At 66.2% G+C, this 16482-nt stretch carries 14 protein-coding genes; 3 read left to right on the top strand and 11 right to left on the bottom strand.

What is annotated here, in order from left to right:
* Window positions 1–3: 3 nt before the first annotated feature.
* The 10 genes from AC1DN0_RS04060 to AC1DN0_RS04015 all read right to left on the bottom strand — a co-directional run bounded on the left by AC1DN0_RS04060 (window position 4) and on the right by AC1DN0_RS04015 (window position 9274).
* Window positions 4–423: a MaoC/PaaZ C-terminal domain-containing protein gene (locus tag AC1DN0_RS04060; RefSeq protein WP_045238235.1), complete on the bottom strand. Its 420-nt coding sequence runs from the start codon at window positions 421–423 to the stop codon at window positions 4–6.
* Window positions 424–436: 13 nt separating this feature from the next.
* A complete protein-coding gene (locus tag AC1DN0_RS04055; protein WP_045238236.1) occupies window positions 437–880 on the bottom strand; it encodes a MaoC family dehydratase N-terminal domain-containing protein in 444 nt (147 codons plus the stop codon).
* Window positions 881–908: 28 nt separating this feature from the next.
* Window positions 909–1841, bottom strand: coding sequence for an SDR family oxidoreductase (locus AC1DN0_RS04050; RefSeq protein ID WP_441629688.1), 933 nt, complete (start codon window positions 1839–1841; stop codon window positions 909–911).
* A 167-nt stretch (window positions 1842–2008) separates the two neighbouring features.
* On the bottom strand, window positions 2009–2998 hold the full coding sequence (locus AC1DN0_RS04045; RefSeq protein ID WP_045238238.1) for a Bug family tripartite tricarboxylate transporter substrate binding protein: 990 nt from the start codon (window positions 2996–2998) through the stop codon (window positions 2009–2011).
* Window positions 2999–3085: 87 nt separating this feature from the next.
* On the bottom strand, window positions 3086–3916 hold the full coding sequence (locus AC1DN0_RS04040) for an SDR family NAD(P)-dependent oxidoreductase (protein WP_477145555.1): 831 nt from the start codon (window positions 3914–3916) through the stop codon (window positions 3086–3088).
* A 517-nt stretch (window positions 3917–4433) separates the two neighbouring features.
* Window positions 4434–6533: an acetate--CoA ligase family protein gene (locus AC1DN0_RS04035; protein ID WP_441629689.1), complete on the bottom strand. Its 2100-nt coding sequence runs from the start codon at window positions 6531–6533 to the stop codon at window positions 4434–4436.
* 46 nt (window positions 6534–6579) lie between these two features.
* A complete protein-coding gene (locus AC1DN0_RS04030; protein ID WP_441629690.1) occupies window positions 6580–6978 on the bottom strand; it encodes a Zn-ribbon domain-containing OB-fold protein in 399 nt (132 codons plus the stop codon).
* A gap of 32 nt (window positions 6979–7010) precedes the next feature.
* Entirely contained in the window at window positions 7011–8177 is a 1167-nt protein-coding gene (locus AC1DN0_RS04025) for a thiolase domain-containing protein (protein ID WP_477145554.1), read from the bottom strand.
* A gap of 111 nt (window positions 8178–8288) precedes the next feature.
* Window positions 8289–8879 carry a DUF2889 domain-containing protein gene (locus tag AC1DN0_RS04020; protein ID WP_441629692.1) on the bottom strand — a complete coding sequence of 197 codons (591 nt, stop codon included), beginning with the start codon at window positions 8877–8879 and terminating at the stop codon, window positions 8289–8291.
* A complete protein-coding gene (locus tag AC1DN0_RS04015) occupies window positions 8876–9274 on the bottom strand; it encodes a hypothetical protein (protein ID WP_441629693.1) in 399 nt (132 codons plus the stop codon). The genes AC1DN0_RS04020 and AC1DN0_RS04015 overlap by 4 nt, the downstream gene beginning before the upstream one ends.
* A 316-nt stretch (window positions 9275–9590) precedes the next feature.
* Here AC1DN0_RS04015 and AC1DN0_RS04010 point away from each other — a divergent pair, with 316 nt between their 5' ends.
* Entirely contained in the window at window positions 9591–13496 is a 3906-nt protein-coding gene (locus tag AC1DN0_RS04010) for a LuxR C-terminal-related transcriptional regulator (protein ID WP_477145553.1), read from the top strand.
* A 109-nt stretch (window positions 13497–13605) separates the two neighbouring features.
* On the opposite strand, the gene AC1DN0_RS04005 is transcribed toward AC1DN0_RS04010, so the two are convergent.
* Window positions 13606–14034 (bottom strand): acyl-CoA dehydrogenase family protein, encoded by a 429-nt coding sequence (locus AC1DN0_RS04005; protein WP_441629695.1) that lies wholly within the window; start codon window positions 14032–14034, stop codon window positions 13606–13608.
* A 274-nt stretch (window positions 14035–14308) separates the two neighbouring features.
* Here AC1DN0_RS04005 and AC1DN0_RS04000 point away from each other — a divergent pair, with 274 nt between their 5' ends.
* Together AC1DN0_RS04000 and AC1DN0_RS03995 are read left to right on the top strand one after the other, a co-directional pair.
* Window positions 14309–15154, top strand: a complete 846-nt coding sequence (locus AC1DN0_RS04000) for an enoyl-CoA hydratase/isomerase family protein (protein WP_441629696.1) — start codon at window positions 14309–14311, stop codon at window positions 15152–15154.
* A 104-nt stretch (window positions 15155–15258) separates the two neighbouring features.
* A complete protein-coding gene (locus AC1DN0_RS03995) occupies window positions 15259–16440 on the top strand; it encodes a porin (RefSeq protein WP_477145552.1) in 1182 nt (393 codons plus the stop codon).
* Window positions 16441–16482 lie beyond the last annotated feature (42 nt).

Here is a 16482-nt window from a genome sequence, read left to right as displayed (position 1 = left end):
AAGTCAGACCACGGCGACGACGGCCTCGCCCACGATCTTCTGCTCGCCCTTCTGGTTCACGCACTGCATCTCCACGCGCAGCCTTGCTTCGCCAGCGTGTTCGAAGCACTCCGTGACGCGGCCGGTGCAGCGTGGCTCGTCATAGAGGTGCGTGATGCCCGTGAAGCGCATCTTCAGGCCGCGCAGCCGCGCGGGGCCGGCCCAGTCGGTAACCAGACGGCCCAGGTAGGCGGCAGAAAGCATCCCGTGTGCGAACACGTCGCCAAGGCCATTTTTCTTAGCGTAGTCCGAATCGATATGGAGCGGATGATGGTCGCCCGAGGCGCCGGCGTAGACCGCCAGTGTGCGGCGGCTGACCGCCGGCAGTTGCAGGTCCGGAATACTGTCACCGACCTTCAGGCCGGCGAGGTTGCGTTGCGTCATGATGGAATCTCCTTCAGACTCTGCGTTGTACGAGCACGGTACGCGAGTCCGCCACGTGGGCGCCGTGCTGGTTGGTAATGCGCGTTTCCTTGACCAGGAATTCGAGCGCGCCATCCTTCTTGTCATAGACATCGACGATCTTTGGCTCGTAGGTCAGCGTGTCCCCGACATGCACCGGGGCGTGGTAGTCGTACTGCTGCTCCGCATGGAGCACGCGCGATGGCTCGATCTTCGCCATCGCGAGCAGGTCGAAGGTCTTGAACAGCCAGCCTTCGAGGCACGACAGGAAGGTGGGCGGCACGCGCAGCGAAGGCAAGCCGGCGGCCTGAGCGGCGGTCACGTTGCTGTACTCCGGATTGGTTTCGCCGATCGCGTTCGCGTACCAGCGCACCGGCCACTCTTCCACGTTGACTTGGCGCTGGCCAAAGCTGTGGCCGATCAGGTTTTTGTCGAGCATTTTGTTCTCCGTGGGTCTGGTTGCGCCATCAGGCGCGGCCGGGGATGACACCGTCGAGGTTGGCGCTCGGCGCGGCGCGCGAGACCAGTTCGTGCATGCGCTCGCCCAGTTCGGCCACTTCCCAGCGCCCGGCCTTCTCGATGCGGGGGCCGGCATGCCAGCCTTCGGCCACTGTGATGCGTCCGCCACGGCTGCCGAACACGCGGCCCGTGACGCCTTCGGACTGCTCGCTGCCAAGCCAGACGATCAGCGGGGCCACATTGGCCGGGTCGAAAGCGTCGAAGCCTTCCACGGCGTCGATCGACACGCTGAGCCGCCCGCTCTTGAGCAGGTGCTCGGTATGGCGCGTGGCGCCACTCGGGTAAATTGTGTTGACCGTCACGCCGTAACGGCTCAGTTCTTCGGCGGCGATATTCGACATGGCGGCGATGCCAGCCTTGGCCGCGCCGTAGCAGGTCTGGCCGATGTTGCCGAACAGGCCCGCCGACGACGACGTATTGATCACGCGCGCCTGGCGCTGGCGGCCGGCCTTGGATTCGTCGCGCCAGTAGGTGCTGGCATGGCGCATCGGCACGAACGTGCCGCGCAGGTGGACGCGCATCACGGCGTCCCAGTCTTCCACCGGCATGTTCACGAGCATGCGGTCGCGCAGGATGGCGGCGTTGTTGACCACCACGTCGAGGCCCCCGAACGTGTCGATCGCGCTCTGGATCATGCTGCCGGCGCCGTCCCAGTCAGCCACGTCGGCATTGTTGGCGATGGCCTCTCCGCCCATGGCGCGGATCTCGTCCACCACATCCTGTGCCGGACCGGCAACCACGCTGGAACCGTCGGCAGAGGCGCCGAGATCGTTCACGACAACCTTCGCGCCGTGGCGGGCGAATTCCAGCGCATATTCGCGGCCCAGGCCGCGACCGGCGCCGGTGATGACAACGACGCGGTCCTTGCAGAGTTGTTGCATAGCTCTTCCTTTCATTGGTTGACACAAGATTGGGTTGTGCGGTTGCGCACGCCGCCGGCACCGGGCCGCGGCATACGCAGTGCCTCATTATTTGCAGCGGCAAGACAGGGCGCACTAGCCGGATGGAGCAGTCGATTGGCGTGCCGGGAGCGGCATCGCCTGGCGCGCTACTCGGCGAGGATGCCCGCCATTGAGATCACGCGCTGCCACTGTGCCTGGTCGCTAACCAGTGCGCTGGCGAATGCCTTCGGGCCCAGCGGATAGGCGCTGGTGCCTCGTTGTGCGAAATGCGCTTTGGCTTCCGGCGTGTTGACGAACGCGAGCGCCGCCTCCGCGAGCTTGTCCACCACGGCGGCGGGCGTACCCGCGGGGGCGGCAAGTCCAACCCAACCAATGACCGTTGCTTCCGGCATGCCCGCCTCGGCCAGCGTAGGCACGTCGGCGATTACCGGGACACGGGCAGTATTGGAGACCGCCAGCGCGCGCAGCTTTCCTGACTGGATCAGCGGCACGGCCGCCGAAATCTCGAGCACGGTGTAGTCCACCACGCCACCGATGAGATCGGGCAGCAACGTGCTCATGGCCTTGTAGGGCACATCGACAGCCTTGGCTTTCCCGGCATCGTTAATGGCCGCCAGCATCGCACGGTAGCCTGAACTGCTGGTGCCGTAGTTCAACTTGCCGGGCTGGGCGCGCGCAGCGGCCATCAACTGCCCAAGCGTGCGGTACGGCGAGGTGGCCGGGACGACTACAGTGACAGGAAGCGAACTCAGGCGCGCAACAGGAACGAAGTCGCGCGTGGGACTGTAAGGGAGTTGCTTGAACAGGAATGGGTTGGCCGACATGGCGCTCGACAGTGCCAGCAGCAGCGTGTAGCCGTTGGGGGCTGCCTTGGCCACAGAGTCGGTGGCGATGATCGAATTGCCGCCTGGGCGGTTCTCCACATAGAATGGCTTGCCGAGCTTCTCGGTCAGGTGCTTCGCCAGCAACCGCGAGAAATCGTCGACGCCCGTGCCGGGGCTCGTGGGCGATACGATCTTTACCGGCCGTTCGGGATAGCCCTGTGCCAGGGCGCTACCGCCCGCAGGAATCAGCGTGATGGCGACGCCGGTCGCCAGCCAGGCGAGGGCGCGTCGGGCTCTGTCGATATTCGTCATGGGCGTTGTCTCCGTGTCGTTGTTATGGTAGCGACGTGCCGCGGAAGCTCCGGGAACGTCGCGTGCTGTCTTGCTGTTTTCGCGCGCTCAGAAGCCGCCGCGTCCGCCGCCACAGATGATGGTCTGGCCATTGACGTAGTTCGATTCGGGGATGCAGAGCATGTATACCGCGCCGGCCGCTTCCTCGGCGGTGCCGAACCGGCCAAGCGGGGTGTCGCGCCCGGCTGCCGCGATGCGGTCCGGATGCACCCCCACCTTGATCTCGCGACCTTCCACCTGCACGGTCTTGTCCTCGGTGGTCGACTGGGTCAGGCGCGTTTCGATGGCGCCGAACGCCACGCAGTTCACATTGACCTTCATGCGGCCCCATTCCTTGGCCAGCGTCTTGGTCATGCCGATCACGCCCGCCTTGGCAGCAGAGTAGTTGACCTGGCCCGCATTGCCCTGCGTGCCCGAGACCGACGAAATGTTGACGACCTTGCGGAACACTTCGCGCCCAGCGTCTGCCTCGGCCTTGCTGGCCTCCCGGAAATAGGGCTGTGCCGCGCGCAGCAACATGAACGGCGCCTTGAGGTGGCAATCGACGATCGCATCCCACTGYTCGTCGCTCATCTTCTGAATCACGTTGTCCCAGGTATAGCCTGCGTTGTTGACGATGATGTCTACCGCGCCGAATGTGTCGAGTGCCAGCTTGACGATGTTCGAACCAAAGTCCGGTGCCACCACGCTGCCCGCGAACGCAACAGCCGTGCCGCCCGTCTTCACGATCTYGGCCACCACCTCGTCGGCCGGTGCCTGGTCGAGATCGTTGACGATCACCCTGGCACCTTCGCTCGCAAACTTCAGCGCTACCGCGCGGCCAATGCCCCGGCCCGATCCCGTGACGATGGCAACCTTGCCTTCCAGCTTCCTGCTCATGAACACTCTCCGTAGTGTGGGGTCCGCGTATCGCGTGGCTTAATGATTGCAAGCGCGACGCGCTGAGGCACTACCCGGATTGGCGAGTGGTGGGCAACGGGAACGGTGTAGGACGGGCCAAAAGGTAAGCGAGGCCCGGCAGGGCAGCGTCGCCAAGACTCTGGGTGCCTAATGCATCTCGCGGAGCCGATTGCGCTGCTGGTGCGGCGCGGTGCCTTTTCAGTGACGATTGGCGCGAATGAGGTTCGAGACCTCGCCATAGCCGAGCGGCTTGCCCGTTTGCGTGATCGACAGGCCGCTCGCCAGTCTCCATGGACGGGCTCGCTGCTGTGCTCTCTCCGACCACCGGCCGGCCCACAGGCATGGGTGGAGGTTCGGCATGGCGGATCGCCGGCCCTCGCTAACGCAGAGGCGCTCGATACGAGCCGTAACTGATTGACAACGGGTGCCGCGAGCGCTGACGCTCGCGGCCAATTTCTCCCCTCGACGCTCAACACCCCGGAGAGGAGGCCACTCATCACTCAGGGTCCACCCCGATCACCGCATCCACAGCGTAGACGCCCTGGCCGTGCGGCATGGCCAGCACCGGGTTCAGGTCGATCGACTGCAGGCGCGGGCCCGCGGCAACGGCGAATGCGGACAACTGCGACAGCGCCTGGGCCAGCGCGGCAATGTCCGCCACGGGCCGTCCGCGCGCACCGAGCAGCAGTGGTGCGCCCTTGATCGAGCGGATCATCTGTTCGGCCACGTCCGGGCCGAACGGGCAGCGGCGGAGCACCACGTCCTTGAGCACCTCGACGAACACACCACCGAGCCCGAACATGGCGATCGGGCCGAACACCGGGTCGCGGTTGATACCCATGATGCACTCCACTCCGCCGTTCATCTGCTTGGCCACGAGCACACCCTCGATGCGTGCGTCGGGCATGGCCTTGGCGGCTCGGTCCAGCAGCAGCGCAAAGCCTTCACGCACCGCGCCTTCGTTGGCCACGTTCAGCAGCACGCCGCCAATCTCGGACTTATGAATAATGTCGGGCGACAGGATCTTTAGCACGACCGGGAATCCGATCTCGCGCGCGGCCGCCACAGCAACCTCCATGTCGGCACAAGCGCGTTCAGGCGCGCTCGGGATGCCGGCTTTCGCCAGCAGCGCCTTGGCCTCCGCTTCGGTCGGCGCCTGCCGCGGCAGCGTGACATTGGTCACCCGGGGCACCGGTGCCAACGTGTTTCCTGCGAATGCCTCACCGAAGCGGCCCATCGCGGCGATGGCGGTCACGGCCCGACTCGGATCGCCGAACACCGTGAAGCCGGCTTCCTCGAAGCGAGCGAGGATGGTCGGATCGCCACGGGCCACCAGCACGTAGAGCCGATCCGGATAGCGCTTGCGCACGTCGCCCAGTTGCTGCAGCAGTGAATCGGCCACGCCCGGTACGGCCGCCGCGTAGCTGAAGAACGCCAGCAGCGTGGCGTAGCCCCCTTCAGCCATCATCGACTCCGTGAACGGCGTGACCAGCGTGGTGTCGTTGATGAACTGGGCAGTCACGTCCACCGGATTGCGTGCGGCGCAGATCGGCAGCAGTTTGCGCATGCGGGCTTGTGCGGCGGCTGGCATCTCGGGCATCGGGATGCCGAGTTCCTCGGCGGCATCCGAGACGATCACGCCGGCGCCGCCGCTGACGGTCACCACGCCCAGCGAGTTGTTGGCCGGGAAGATGCGGCGCCCCGCCAGGCGCAGGATGTCGAGCATTTCCTCGGTGGTACGCACCCGCACCACGCCCAGCTCGTCGAGGACGGCGCTAATCACGGCGTCATCACCGGCAATCGATGCGGTATGCGAACGTGCAGCGGCCCCGCCCACTTCGCTGCGGCCCACTTTCATCATCACCACGGGCTTGCGCGCGGCATGCGCTGCGCGGAATGCCTCTATCAGGCCCGGGCCGTCGCTGATGCCCTCGGCGTAGACGGCAATCACGTCGGTGTTGGGGTCCGCGGCGAACAGGCGCACGATATCGGCCACGTTCAGGTCCGCCTCGTTGCCGGTCATGACCACGCTGGACGGGAATACACCCGCTTCCATGGCCGACGTGACCAAATGGCTACCATAGGCGCCGGACTGGCTGACGATGCCCACGCGGCCGGGCCGTGACCCGGTCGCCGATGCAAAGCCCGAGAAGCTGCCAACGAATCCGTTGTGCATGTTGACCATGCCCAGCGTGTTGGGCCCGAGCAGCCGCATGCCGGCCCGGCGCGCGATGGCAACCATCTCAGCCTGCGTGGCCGCGCCTTCATCGTTGACCTCGGCAAAGCCTGCCGTAAACATGATGGCCGCCTTCGTGCCGCGGTCGGCCAGTGCCTGGACCGCTGTGACCGCATGCTCGCCGGGCACGGCGATGATCGCCACGTCCGGGACTTCGGGAAGCGCGGCCACCGACGGATAGGCCGGCAGGCCCTGCACCGTAGCGCGGTTCGGGTTGACCGGCAGGATGCGGCCAGCGAAGCCCTTGGCAAGCATCGAGGCTATTGGCCTGCCGCCAATGCGGATCGGATCGTCGGAAGCGCCGATCACGGCGACCGAATTCGGGTGAAGCAGGCAATCTGGAATGGACAGGGTGGTCATGGCTGCGTTGTGTGCGTGTATCTGCGAGGGCGGTTGGAGGCGGACATCAGAGCGGCTTGAACGTCGGCATGGGGGGGCCGTTGTCGGTGGGCGTGAAGGTCACCTGCACCTTCTGGCCAATGCGCACGGTATCGAGGTCGCAATCGACGATGCGCGTCATCATCGTCACGCCTTCCTCGAGCGTGACATAAGCCATGCAGAACGGGGTGGGGCCCGCACGGCGCGTGACGCTGTACGAATAGATCGTACCCCGGCCGGACGCCGCCTTCCAATAGGTTTCGCCCATGCAGAACGGGCACAGCGTGCGCGGATACCAATGCGGTTTTTCGCAGCGCTCGCAGTGGCGCACTAGCAGGCGGCCTTCGCCGGCAGCCGCCCAGAATTCGGCGTTCTCCGGCGATTGTTCGGGCGACGTCAGAACTTGGGGAGTGTATGGAGTGCTCATATGGATTGCGCGGATGCATTGTGTGAGGTGGACTACTCGCGTTCGAGGATCAGCGTGGCGCTGCCGTGGCGGGAGCCAAGCAGGCCGCCGGTTCCTTGGGCCAGGGCTAGGTCGCAGTTCTTGACCTGCACGGCCGGGTGCGCTTCACCGCGTAACTGGCGCACGGCCTCGATTACCTTGGTAATGCCGCCCCGATTGGCCGGGTGGTTGTTGCACAGACCGCCCCCGTCAGTGTTGAACGGCAGCTTGCCAACGCCGGAGATCAGGTTGCCGTCCATGACGAATCTGCCGCCTTCGCCTTTTTTGCAGAAGCCGAGGTCTTCGAGCTGCATCAGTACGGTGATCGTGAAGCTGTCATAGATCGATGCGTACTTGATGTCCCCGGGTGCCACGCCCGCTTCGGCGAATGCCGCGGCGCCCGAAACCTTGGCCGCCGACCACGTCAGGTCCACATGGCCGCCTAGCTGGCCCTTCACATGCTCGCCCGCGCCCAGCACCTTGATCCTCGGCCGGTTCAGCTTGGCCGCGATCTCCGGGCGGGCGACGATGAGTGCGCCGCCGCCGTCGGACACCACGCAGCAGTCGAGCTTGCGCAGCGGGTCTGAGATCATCGGCGAGTTCAGCACGTCTTCCACGGTCACCACGTCGCGCAGCATGGCGTGGGGGTTGTGTTGCGCATGGTGCGACGCGGCCACCTTGATCCAGGCCAGTTGCTCGGGCGTGGTGCCATATTCATGCATATGGCGCATGGCGACCATGCCATACGAATTGACGGTGRCCGGGCTGTATGGCAACTCGAAGGGCGAGTCGGGAATGTTGGCGCCCCAGGCGCGCGGTTTGGTGCCGCTCGAACCCTCGGAGCGTGGGCGGCCGGCCAGCGTGATCAGCGCCACGTTGCACTTGCCCATGGCGATAGCCTGCGTGGCGTGCGACACATGCACCAGGTACGACGAGCCGCCGGTCTCTGTGGCGTCGACGTGGCGCAGCTTCAGGCCGAGGTAGTCGACCATGTTCAGCACGCCGAGTCCGGGTGCATCGCCGGCGCAGAAGTAGCCATCAACGTCGGCCAGCGTCAGTCCGGCGTCTTCGAGCGCGCCGCGCGCGCTTTCGGCGTGAAGCTGGGCCACTGACTTGTCCGGTGCCTTGCGGGTCGGATGTTCATAGGCACCGACGATATATGCCTTGCCTTTGATGCTCATGTTTGATTCCTTCAATCGAAACGTTGGCGGGGGATGAAACGTTTTGCGGACGAGAGCGGGCCCGGCCCGCACGGCCATGCTCGCGCTGTCACGGGGCRGGCGAAGCGCTTTTCAGGCGGGCGCGCAGTCCTGGGTTGGGGTGTCGGCGTCGCGCACGCGGCGGTGCGGCGGCCAGATGACCTTCACGGCGGCGCTTTCCGCGCGATAGGTGTGGCACGACTCGATCAGCGCCGGCTTAGGCATGAAGCCGACTTCATCGCCAGGCATGCGACCATTGCGCCGGGCACGGTCGAGCGCGAAGCGGCTCTGCACGGCCGTGGTGGCCATCGGGCCAAGCAGGTCGGTCATGTGCGTGCAGCCTTTCACGCCGCCCACGCGCTCCTTGACCATGCGCCGGAAGCCCGCGCGCAGCGCCAGGCCGCGCAGCGCATCGTAGGCCGGTTCCACTTCGGGGCAGCTGCCGGCCGGACCGCTCAGCATGCGGGCGGTGATGTCTTGGATCACGAGGTCCATGTCCACCGTCACCGAGACGTGCATATGGTGGATGGCGCCGCCGGGCGGCACCTGCTTGAACAGCAGGTGCGTGCCGTCGGGCGAGACGTCTTTCAACTCTGCTTCGATGTCGATCACGCCGTCGTCGCGCAGGTAGGCGGTGCAGGTGATCTGCCGCCTATGCAGGGGCTTGCGGGTGGGAAGGGTCATGTGGCTGTATCTCCTGTGCCGGTGTAGTCAATGAGGCGCCCACCGGTGAATGTCTTCGCTTGTCGCTTCTGGCTCTCAGTCAGGCCGGGGCCAGGCGCCCGGCCGCCGTTGCCGCCCCGACTGCATACGTCGGTAGGCGGCCCAGAACAGCACGCGCATCGGAAACCCGAGCCCCCCGTCATCGCCTGCCGGGCGTGTTCGGCAGCCAGTTCAACGTGGACGCCAAGGTCCGCCGCCGACGCGTAGCAGATGATTCGCGCGCGCCGATCGGCACCCTGCATGCGGTCGTCGATCAGATCCCGCAGCGCGTCGGCATAGGTGATTCCGCGCGTGCAGCGCCGGGCGGCTACCTGTAGTTGGCGGCTGACTTGCCGCACCTCGTGGAGCAGGTCCATCAGTGCTTGGGCGGGGGGAGGACGTGGGGCATGGATGGGTGCGGTTCAGCAGCGGATACGAGAAAACGGCACGACCTTTACCGAGTTGACCCCGTGTTTTGTTCCATAGACATCACTATGCGAGCCGGCGCTCGCCATTCTGGCTAGGTTGGCTCCCCATGAATCCTTGGTAGTCTGCCCCGGCAGCAAGAGTACCTGCGCCAAAGGCTTCGACGAATATTAGGCTCGTACGGCCCGCCGTAGCAACGGGACATACGGGGGGCGGGGCCAGATGGTACTTCTGACGGGCCGCCAGCAATAAGGAGGAACACCACGTATGCGTTTCGCTTGCCACATCGTGCTGACCGACACCGAGCGTGCAGAACTCGAGGCRCTCGCTGCGGTAGGTTCGGGAAACGCGCGGCTCGCCCAGCGCGCGCGCATGATTCTGCTGGCTGCCGCAGGATGGCAGAACAAGGACATCGCGGCCGAGGTCGGCGTAGGGCGCATACAAGTGGCGCGCTGGCGCGACCGCTATGCCGTGTCGCGGCTGGCCGGGATCGAACGGGATCTGCCTCGCGGTGCGCCGCCGGTGCGGATGGACGTCGCTCGTCTCGTGGCGCTGGCACGCGATGCCGAGCCCGGAACACTGAGCGCGCGCCAGTTTGCCGCCGAACTGGGCGTTAGCTCGGCCTGCGTGTCGCGCCACTGGCGTGCCAGCGGCCTGCCGGCCCGCCCGGATCGAACCGCCGCTGCCGCGTTACCGTCCGGCACGGCCGATAAACTGCACGCCGCCGAGATCGTCGGCCTCTACCTCGCGGCGCCCGAGCATGCGGTGGCCGTGGCGATGGAGGCGGGCGCTCCCGCCGGAAAACCGACATTTGCCGTAGCCAACCAGCGCAACAGCGCAGCTTTCCGCCGCACGATGGGGGTGTCGTTCCTGACCACGCTGAAGATGCTCGACGCCGCTACCGCGCCTGATTCCGATGCCGGACGCGTCGGCGGCTGGCTGGCCTTCCTGCGCCGGCTGGCGCCGCACGCGCCGCCTGGCCGCCAGTTGCTGATTCTGGCTGACAACCCTCTCTCGCACGAGCATCCCAAGGTACAGGAGGTGCTGGCCGGCCATCGCTGGACCGTGCGCTTCGTGGCGGGCCACGCCGCTTGGCTGCGTGGCGTCCAGGCGTTGCTGCGAGAATCGTCCGGCGGATTGCCGGGAAGCGTCGCGCAGGTGCTTGCGGCGGTAGGACAGCATGAAGCGCGGCGGCCGTTCGACTGGGTGCGCGGGGCTGACGCGGCCCCCCATTGCGAAGTGGATGTGGTCGGCCTGGTAGAGCCGGTCGATGCCGCCGACCTGGCGCCGGCAGGGCACGCATGGCCTATGATCGACCGCGGGCGTGCCCAAGCGCCGATACAGCCATCGCCGCCGCCGCGCGCCACCGCACAGCCAGTCCTTTCGCTGGTATTGCATCCAGCAGTGCCGCGGGTCCGCCCGCGCACGGTGGAAGCCGTGGCCAGCGCAAAGCTGCTGCCGCCGCGTCATGTGCGCAAGCTGCTGCCGCGCGAGCGATTGATGAGCCGGCTGCTGGACGCGCGCCGGCAGCGCTGCGTGGTGATCCAAGGCCAGGCCGGCGCGGGCAAGACAAGCGCGTTGATGGTTTGGCGCAAGGGGCTGATCTCACTGGGCTTCGACGTGAGCTGGCTGGCGCTGGGCGTGGAAGACAACGCGCCCGCACGATTCTTCGAATGCCTGCTGGCCAGCCTGGCCGAGGCGGATCCCGCCATCGCGCGCAACGCGGAAGCTCTGACCGGCACCGGCCAGGACGACAACGCGATCGAACACTGGGTCATTACGCTGGTGCAGACGCTAGACCAGCGCGAGCGCGAGTTGGTTTTGATGATCGATGATCTGCACCACCTCACTGACACACGCATCTTTCGTGCGCTCCAGCGTCTGCTCGACTACGCGCCGCCAAAGCTCCATCTTGCGTTCAGCTCGCGCAGCGCGCTGCCCCTAGCGCTCGAGGCATTGCGCGCTCAACGGCTGCTGACCGAGATCGACATGCACGACCTGCGCTTTACGCCGGAGGAGTCGGCACGCTTTCTGCATGACCAGGTCGGTGCGGTGTCGACGCGCGACGCCGCGGCTCTTCACGCGCTGACCGATGGCTGGGTGGCGGGGCTGCAGCTCTTCGCCGTGGAATTGCGGAAACGGCACGGCGGTGACTATCCGTTCGCACGTGCAAGAGACCCGCACATGTTCGCCGCGTATTTCGAGCGTGAGGTGCTGGGCCTGATGGCATCGGATGACCTCGCCATGCTCACGCGCATGGCCGTCTGCCCTCATTTCCGCGCCAACCTGTGCGCGGAAATGCCGGGCGAGACCGATACCCCGTCGCGCATCGCCGCGCGGCTGGCCCGGCTCGAATCCGACAACCAATTCATCACCCAGGTGGGCAGCGGCGACAGCGAGGCGTGGTATCGGATCCATCCGCTGCTGCGAGAAACGCTGCTGGCGAGGCTGGAGCCCGCGGATAACGGCAGGATTGGCGATCCGGACATTGCCTGCGTCACCACGGAGGCGCGCGCGCTGCATGCCGCCGCCTGGCGCTGGTTCGACCGACGCGGCCAGCTCGGCGACGCCGTCTACCACGCCGTGCGCGCGGGCGAGGCGGCTGCCGCCGCGGCAATGGTGGAATCAAGCGGGCACGACCTGCTCAAGCGCGGCGACCTGACGCAGCTGCTGGCGCTGATGCGCCGGCTGCCCGATGACCAGGTGCAGAGCCGCTTTGGCCTGCTGGCGCTGGTGGCGTTCCTGCGGCTCTACATGCGCGACGTGGACGGGCTGGAACAGAGCCTGGAGCGGCTCGCAGTGCTGTGCGACCGCACCGACACCGTTCACCCCTACGTCGTCTGCCTGCTTCGCGCCGGCCGCGCGGTGCAGCTGGATGATATCGACACGATCATCGGCATACTGCCCGAACTCTGGGCGATCCCGCCCCAGGCAGACGATCTCTGGTGGACCTGCCGCAGCAACGTGCTGTCGTGGTACTTCCTGCTGCGCGGAGAATACAAAGAGGCGCGCCGCCTACAAAGCGATACCGAGCGACGCAGCAATGTGCCGCGCAGCAGCATGTTTGGCCGCTATATCACCGCGATGAGCCTGGCGATGGAGGGCGAGATCCAGCACGCGGCCAAGAGTGCCCGCGTGGTGCTGCGCGAGGCCGAGCGCCGCGGCCCCGCTTTCCTCGGACTGACATGCATGGCCGCCGGTTTGCTGGCCGACATCCTTTATGAACTCAACGACTATGACAGCGCATGCGAGTTGCTAGAGCCGCGCATCGCAATGCTCGAGCGCGTGTCGCTGCCCGATGTGGTACTGCGAGCGTTCACAGTTCTGTCCAGGGCGTACTGGCTCGCCGGGCGGCGGGCGCAGGCCACCGCGTGCCTGGATCGGCTCGAAGCCTACGCCGTGCGCTATCGGATCGACCGCCTGCTGGCGGAGGCGTTGCTGCTGCGTTTGAGCCGGCATCTTCAGCTCGGTGAGACCGAACGTGCCAATGCGGTGCTCCAGCGCGTGCAGCAGCTTGCGCAGCGTTACGCCGGCCAGCCCGGCACGGTAGCCGCCCATGTCGCCCGTATCGCTGCACAGGCCGGGATCGAGATGTTGCTTCATACGCACGACTATGCGAACGCGGCGGCACGCCTCGAAGCTCGGCTCATACTGGAAAGCGAAGCACGGCCCGCCCGGTCCGCCACACTGTGGCTGCAGACGGCGCTGGCACGCCATGCAGCAGGCAATAGCGCAGGTGCGCGCGCTGCATTTGTGCGGGCGCTTCGGACGGGGCACGGTTCGGGGCTGATCCGCACGCTGCTCGACGCGACGGCCGGTGCTGCACCATCGTTCGCGGCACTCATCGGTGAGGGGCTCGACGACCCCGTGCTTGCTTTCTACGCGCGCCGTTTGCCGACGGCTGCCATAACGGCCGCGCCTGCGCCGCCAGGTACCTCGGCGCAGGCGGGGGCCATCGCCATGCTGAGCGAGCGCGAGCGCGAGGTTCTCGGGCTGCTGGCGCAGGCCATGTCGAACAAGAAGATCGCGAGTGTGCTCAACGTGTCGCCCGCAGCGGTGAAATGGCATCTCAAAAACATCTACGTGAAGCTCGGTGTCAACGGCCGGGGTAAGGCTGCAGCGCGGCTGCGCGACCTGGCGCCGTCGCAACCGGGCAGCGCGCTGGCGGTTTGACGTGCGCAACTGCGGCCAGGCCACGTCATGCACGGGAGTGGGGATGGCGCACGTCCCCAGCACTGGATAGTCCCGCTGCAGTTCCCCTTAAGTCCGTTCAAATTTCGCCCTAGCAAATTTCATCATAAGTTCCGCCACCGCCTTCCACCCACGTCGGGGAGTACTCCCCGGCCGGCGGCGCCGCGATGATGGTCGCGCCGATATGCTCCTCCCGCTGCGCGGGGGTGCCGAAATGGTTGATTAAGGGGCCCACGAGCTTCTGCGCGAAATTGTCCTGCGAGGGAGTGCCAGCCAGCGCGCATTCCTCGTCGAACACCAGGCGCTGCTGCACGGTCCAGCCCGGCCCCCCGTGCTCGGACGCCCAGGACGGCGCACCCCAGCCTTGTCTATTGAGGGTGCTCTGCCACGCGACTAGCGTGTCGCGCGGAGAACGTATGCCGTGGTTGCGGCTTGGCGTGTCGGCGGGCAGGTGATCGCGCAGGAACGTGCGTACCTGCTGGCGGAACTGCGTGAGGTTGGGGTCGGCTCGAAAGTCCATTTGCGTTGCTCTCCATCAACCGGCGGCACCGCGAACGCGGCTTGCCGACATGCTGCACCTTAAAGCAAGGCGGCATGAGGTTGCGCCCCCCGCCTTTGGTGGCGATAAGTGTCGCCAGGTGCGCGCCGCTGTGGCGATACATTCGTCGCGCTCCATAAGTCCCTTCGGGTTGCATTGCATCCCCTCACGTCGGGTGGGACCGTTGGGCTGCGCGTGCGTGGAGACTGTCTGCCCAGCACGTGCAGGACGTTTCCCATCCACCGAAGGATCCTCAATGCCAACCTTGCAATATCCGCTGCGCCATTCCGTACTGACCGTCCTCGACGGGATCGCGGAGTTCACGCACCAGCGCCCCGGGGCGCGCAACGCGCTGTCGCTGGAGATGCGGCAGGACTATGCCGACATGCTCGATATCGTTGAAAACGAGTGCAGCATTCGTGCGCTGATCCTTACCGGTTCGGGCGGCAGCTTTTGCGCTGGCGGCGACCTGAAGTCCGTCGCGGCGCTGATTGACGACCCCGACCCTGCGGCACGCGCCCCCGAGGTGACGCGCCACCGCGTGGCCGCTACCCATGCTTGGTTACGGCGGCTGCACCAGCTTGGCGTGCCGGTCATTGCCGCCGTCGATGGCCCTGCGGCAGGCGCTGGCTGCTCGCTGGTGCTGGCAGCCGATTTCGTGCTCGCCTCGGAGCGGGCGTCGTTCTCGATGGCGTTCGTGAAAGTCGGACTGATACCGGACATGGGTGCGCTCTACGCGCTGCCACGCATCGTCGGGATGAGCAAGGCAAAGGAACTGATGCTGACCGGTCGCCGCGTGGACGCCCAGGAGGCCCGGCAACTTGGCATCGTGCACGACATCTACACCGCCGATGCGCTGCCCGAAGCCGCGCGCCGGTTTGCGGCGCGCTTCCTCAACGGCCCTCGTGAAGCCATGGCGCTGACCAAGCGCGCTGCAAACGCGACGTTCGAGACGCCTTACGACACGATGTTCGAGATCGAGGCACAGGCCCAGGCGCTAGCCGCCGCGGCGCCGCACTACGGGGAAGCGGTGCGCGGCTTCCTGCGCGGTGAAGCGCCGAAGTATGACTGGGATCGTGAAGTCCGGCGTAACCCGGCGTGACTGGATTTTTTCAATCCGCGCATGCGTGGAGGACGCTAGCGCGGCGCATCAGGTCGCCCCAACCACTGGGGCGACGCCACCAAGCAAAGGGAGAAGGGGAGAAAATGAAGAAATCACAACTCGCGCGCGCGTCGTTGGCGGCGCTGGGCACCATGGCTGCTGGTGTCGTCCATGCGCAGACCAACGTCACGCTGTATGGCGTGATCGACGGCAGTATCGAATACGTCAACCGCGTGGGCACCGCACCCGCGAACCTGGCCACGACGGGCACGGCCACCGCGCCGGTGGGCAAGCGTTTCGACATGCCGCGCGCGGGCGGCCTGTCAGCGTCGCGCTGGGGCCTGCGTGGGACGGAAGACCTGGGGCAGGGGTGGTCGGCGCTGTTCAACCTGGAGTCGGGGTTCGACTGGGACTCAGGCAACCTGACCACCGCGCCGTTGTTCAACCGGACGGCCATCGTGGGGCTAGGCAACAAGGATCATGGCCGGCTTACGTTCGGCCGTCAGTACACGTCGATGACCGACGCGCTGATTGTCTTCGCGCCATTGCGCTTTGCGGCCAGCTATGAACCGGGGGTATGGTGGCTGGGCCTGAACTACCGCCAGTCGAACATGGCCAAGTACAGCGGCAAGTTCGGCGGCGTGCAAGTGGGAGCGCACTATTCGTTCGGCACGGCATCATCGTTGCAGGCAGCCGGAACGGGGCAGCCCCTGGGCCCGGGAGAAGCGCCCGGCAATATCAAGGACAACAGCGCATGGGGCGCGGCGGTCTCGTACGAGGGCGGTGGCTTTGCCGTGGGCGTGGGGTACGACCAGTGGAATCCCGCGCCGGCCGCGACGCCTGGCAACACGGGCCGCGAGCGCAAGACCGGCGTGGCCGCGRGCTACACGACGGGCCGGCTCAAGATCAGCGGCGGCTACCGCTATCGCGATAGCCAGTTCAGCAACGACGCCACGCTGATCCGCGACGACTTCTGGTTCGCCGGCGTCAACTATAACGTGACTGCGGCATTGGGCGCGCAGCTCGGCTACTACTACTCGAACATCAAGCAGTACCGTCCGACGCCAGCGGGGGTGGCGACCAATCCTGCCAATCCGCAGCAGGTTTCGCTCGTGCTCGACTACTCGCTCAGCAAGCGGACCGACGTGTACCTCGCCAGCAGCTACGTCCATAACGGCAGCCTGATCAACGACGGCCCCTTCACCGGCTACCTGTTCAACTATCCGCAAGCACCGGGACAGAAGAACATGGTCGGTGTGACCGCGGGCGTGCGGCATATCTTCTGATTGCAGGTCCGGTAGGACGATAGGAGCGCCGCCGACCCGAAA

This window comes from Cupriavidus sp. 05N39 (genome assembly GCF_056397325.1).
Note: the sequence above shows the minus strand (reverse complement) of the source record. Positions and strands in the feature narration are given on the sequence as shown.

Excerpts from the sequence above, each read along its gene's own strand:
- AC1DN0_RS04060 (WP_045238235.1), bottom strand. The coding sequence starts at position 423 with ATGACGCAACGCAACCTCGCCGGCCTGAAGGTCGGTGACAGTATTCCG.
- AC1DN0_RS04055 (WP_045238236.1), bottom strand. The coding sequence starts at position 880 with ATGCTCGACAAAAACCTGATCGGCCACAGCTTTGGCCAGCGCCAAGTC.
- AC1DN0_RS04050 (WP_441629688.1), bottom strand. The coding sequence starts at position 1,841 with ATGCAACAACTCTGCAAGGACCGCGTCGTTGTCATCACCGGCGCCGGT.
- AC1DN0_RS04045 (WP_045238238.1), bottom strand. The coding sequence starts at position 2,998 with ATGACGAATATCGACAGAGCCCGACGCGCCCTCGCCTGGCTGGCGACC.
- AC1DN0_RS04035 (WP_441629689.1), bottom strand. The coding sequence starts at position 6,533 with ATGACCACCCTGTCCATTCCAGATTGCCTGCTTCACCCGAATTCGGTC.
- AC1DN0_RS04030 (WP_441629690.1), bottom strand. The coding sequence starts at position 6,978 with ATGAGCACTCCATACACTCCCCAAGTTCTGACGTCGCCCGAACAATCG.
- AC1DN0_RS04020 (WP_441629692.1), bottom strand. The coding sequence starts at position 8,879 with ATGACCCTTCCCACCCGCAAGCCCCTGCATAGGCGGCAGATCACCTGC.
- AC1DN0_RS04015 (WP_441629693.1), bottom strand. The coding sequence starts at position 9,274 with ATGGACCTGCTCCACGAGGTGCGGCAAGTCAGCCGCCAACTACAGGTA.
- AC1DN0_RS04005 (WP_441629695.1), bottom strand. The coding sequence starts at position 14,034 with ATGGACTTTCGAGCCGACCCCAACCTCACGCAGTTCCGCCAGCAGGTA.
- AC1DN0_RS04000 (WP_441629696.1), top strand. The coding sequence starts at position 14,309 with ATGCCAACCTTGCAATATCCGCTGCGCCATTCCGTACTGACCGTCCTC.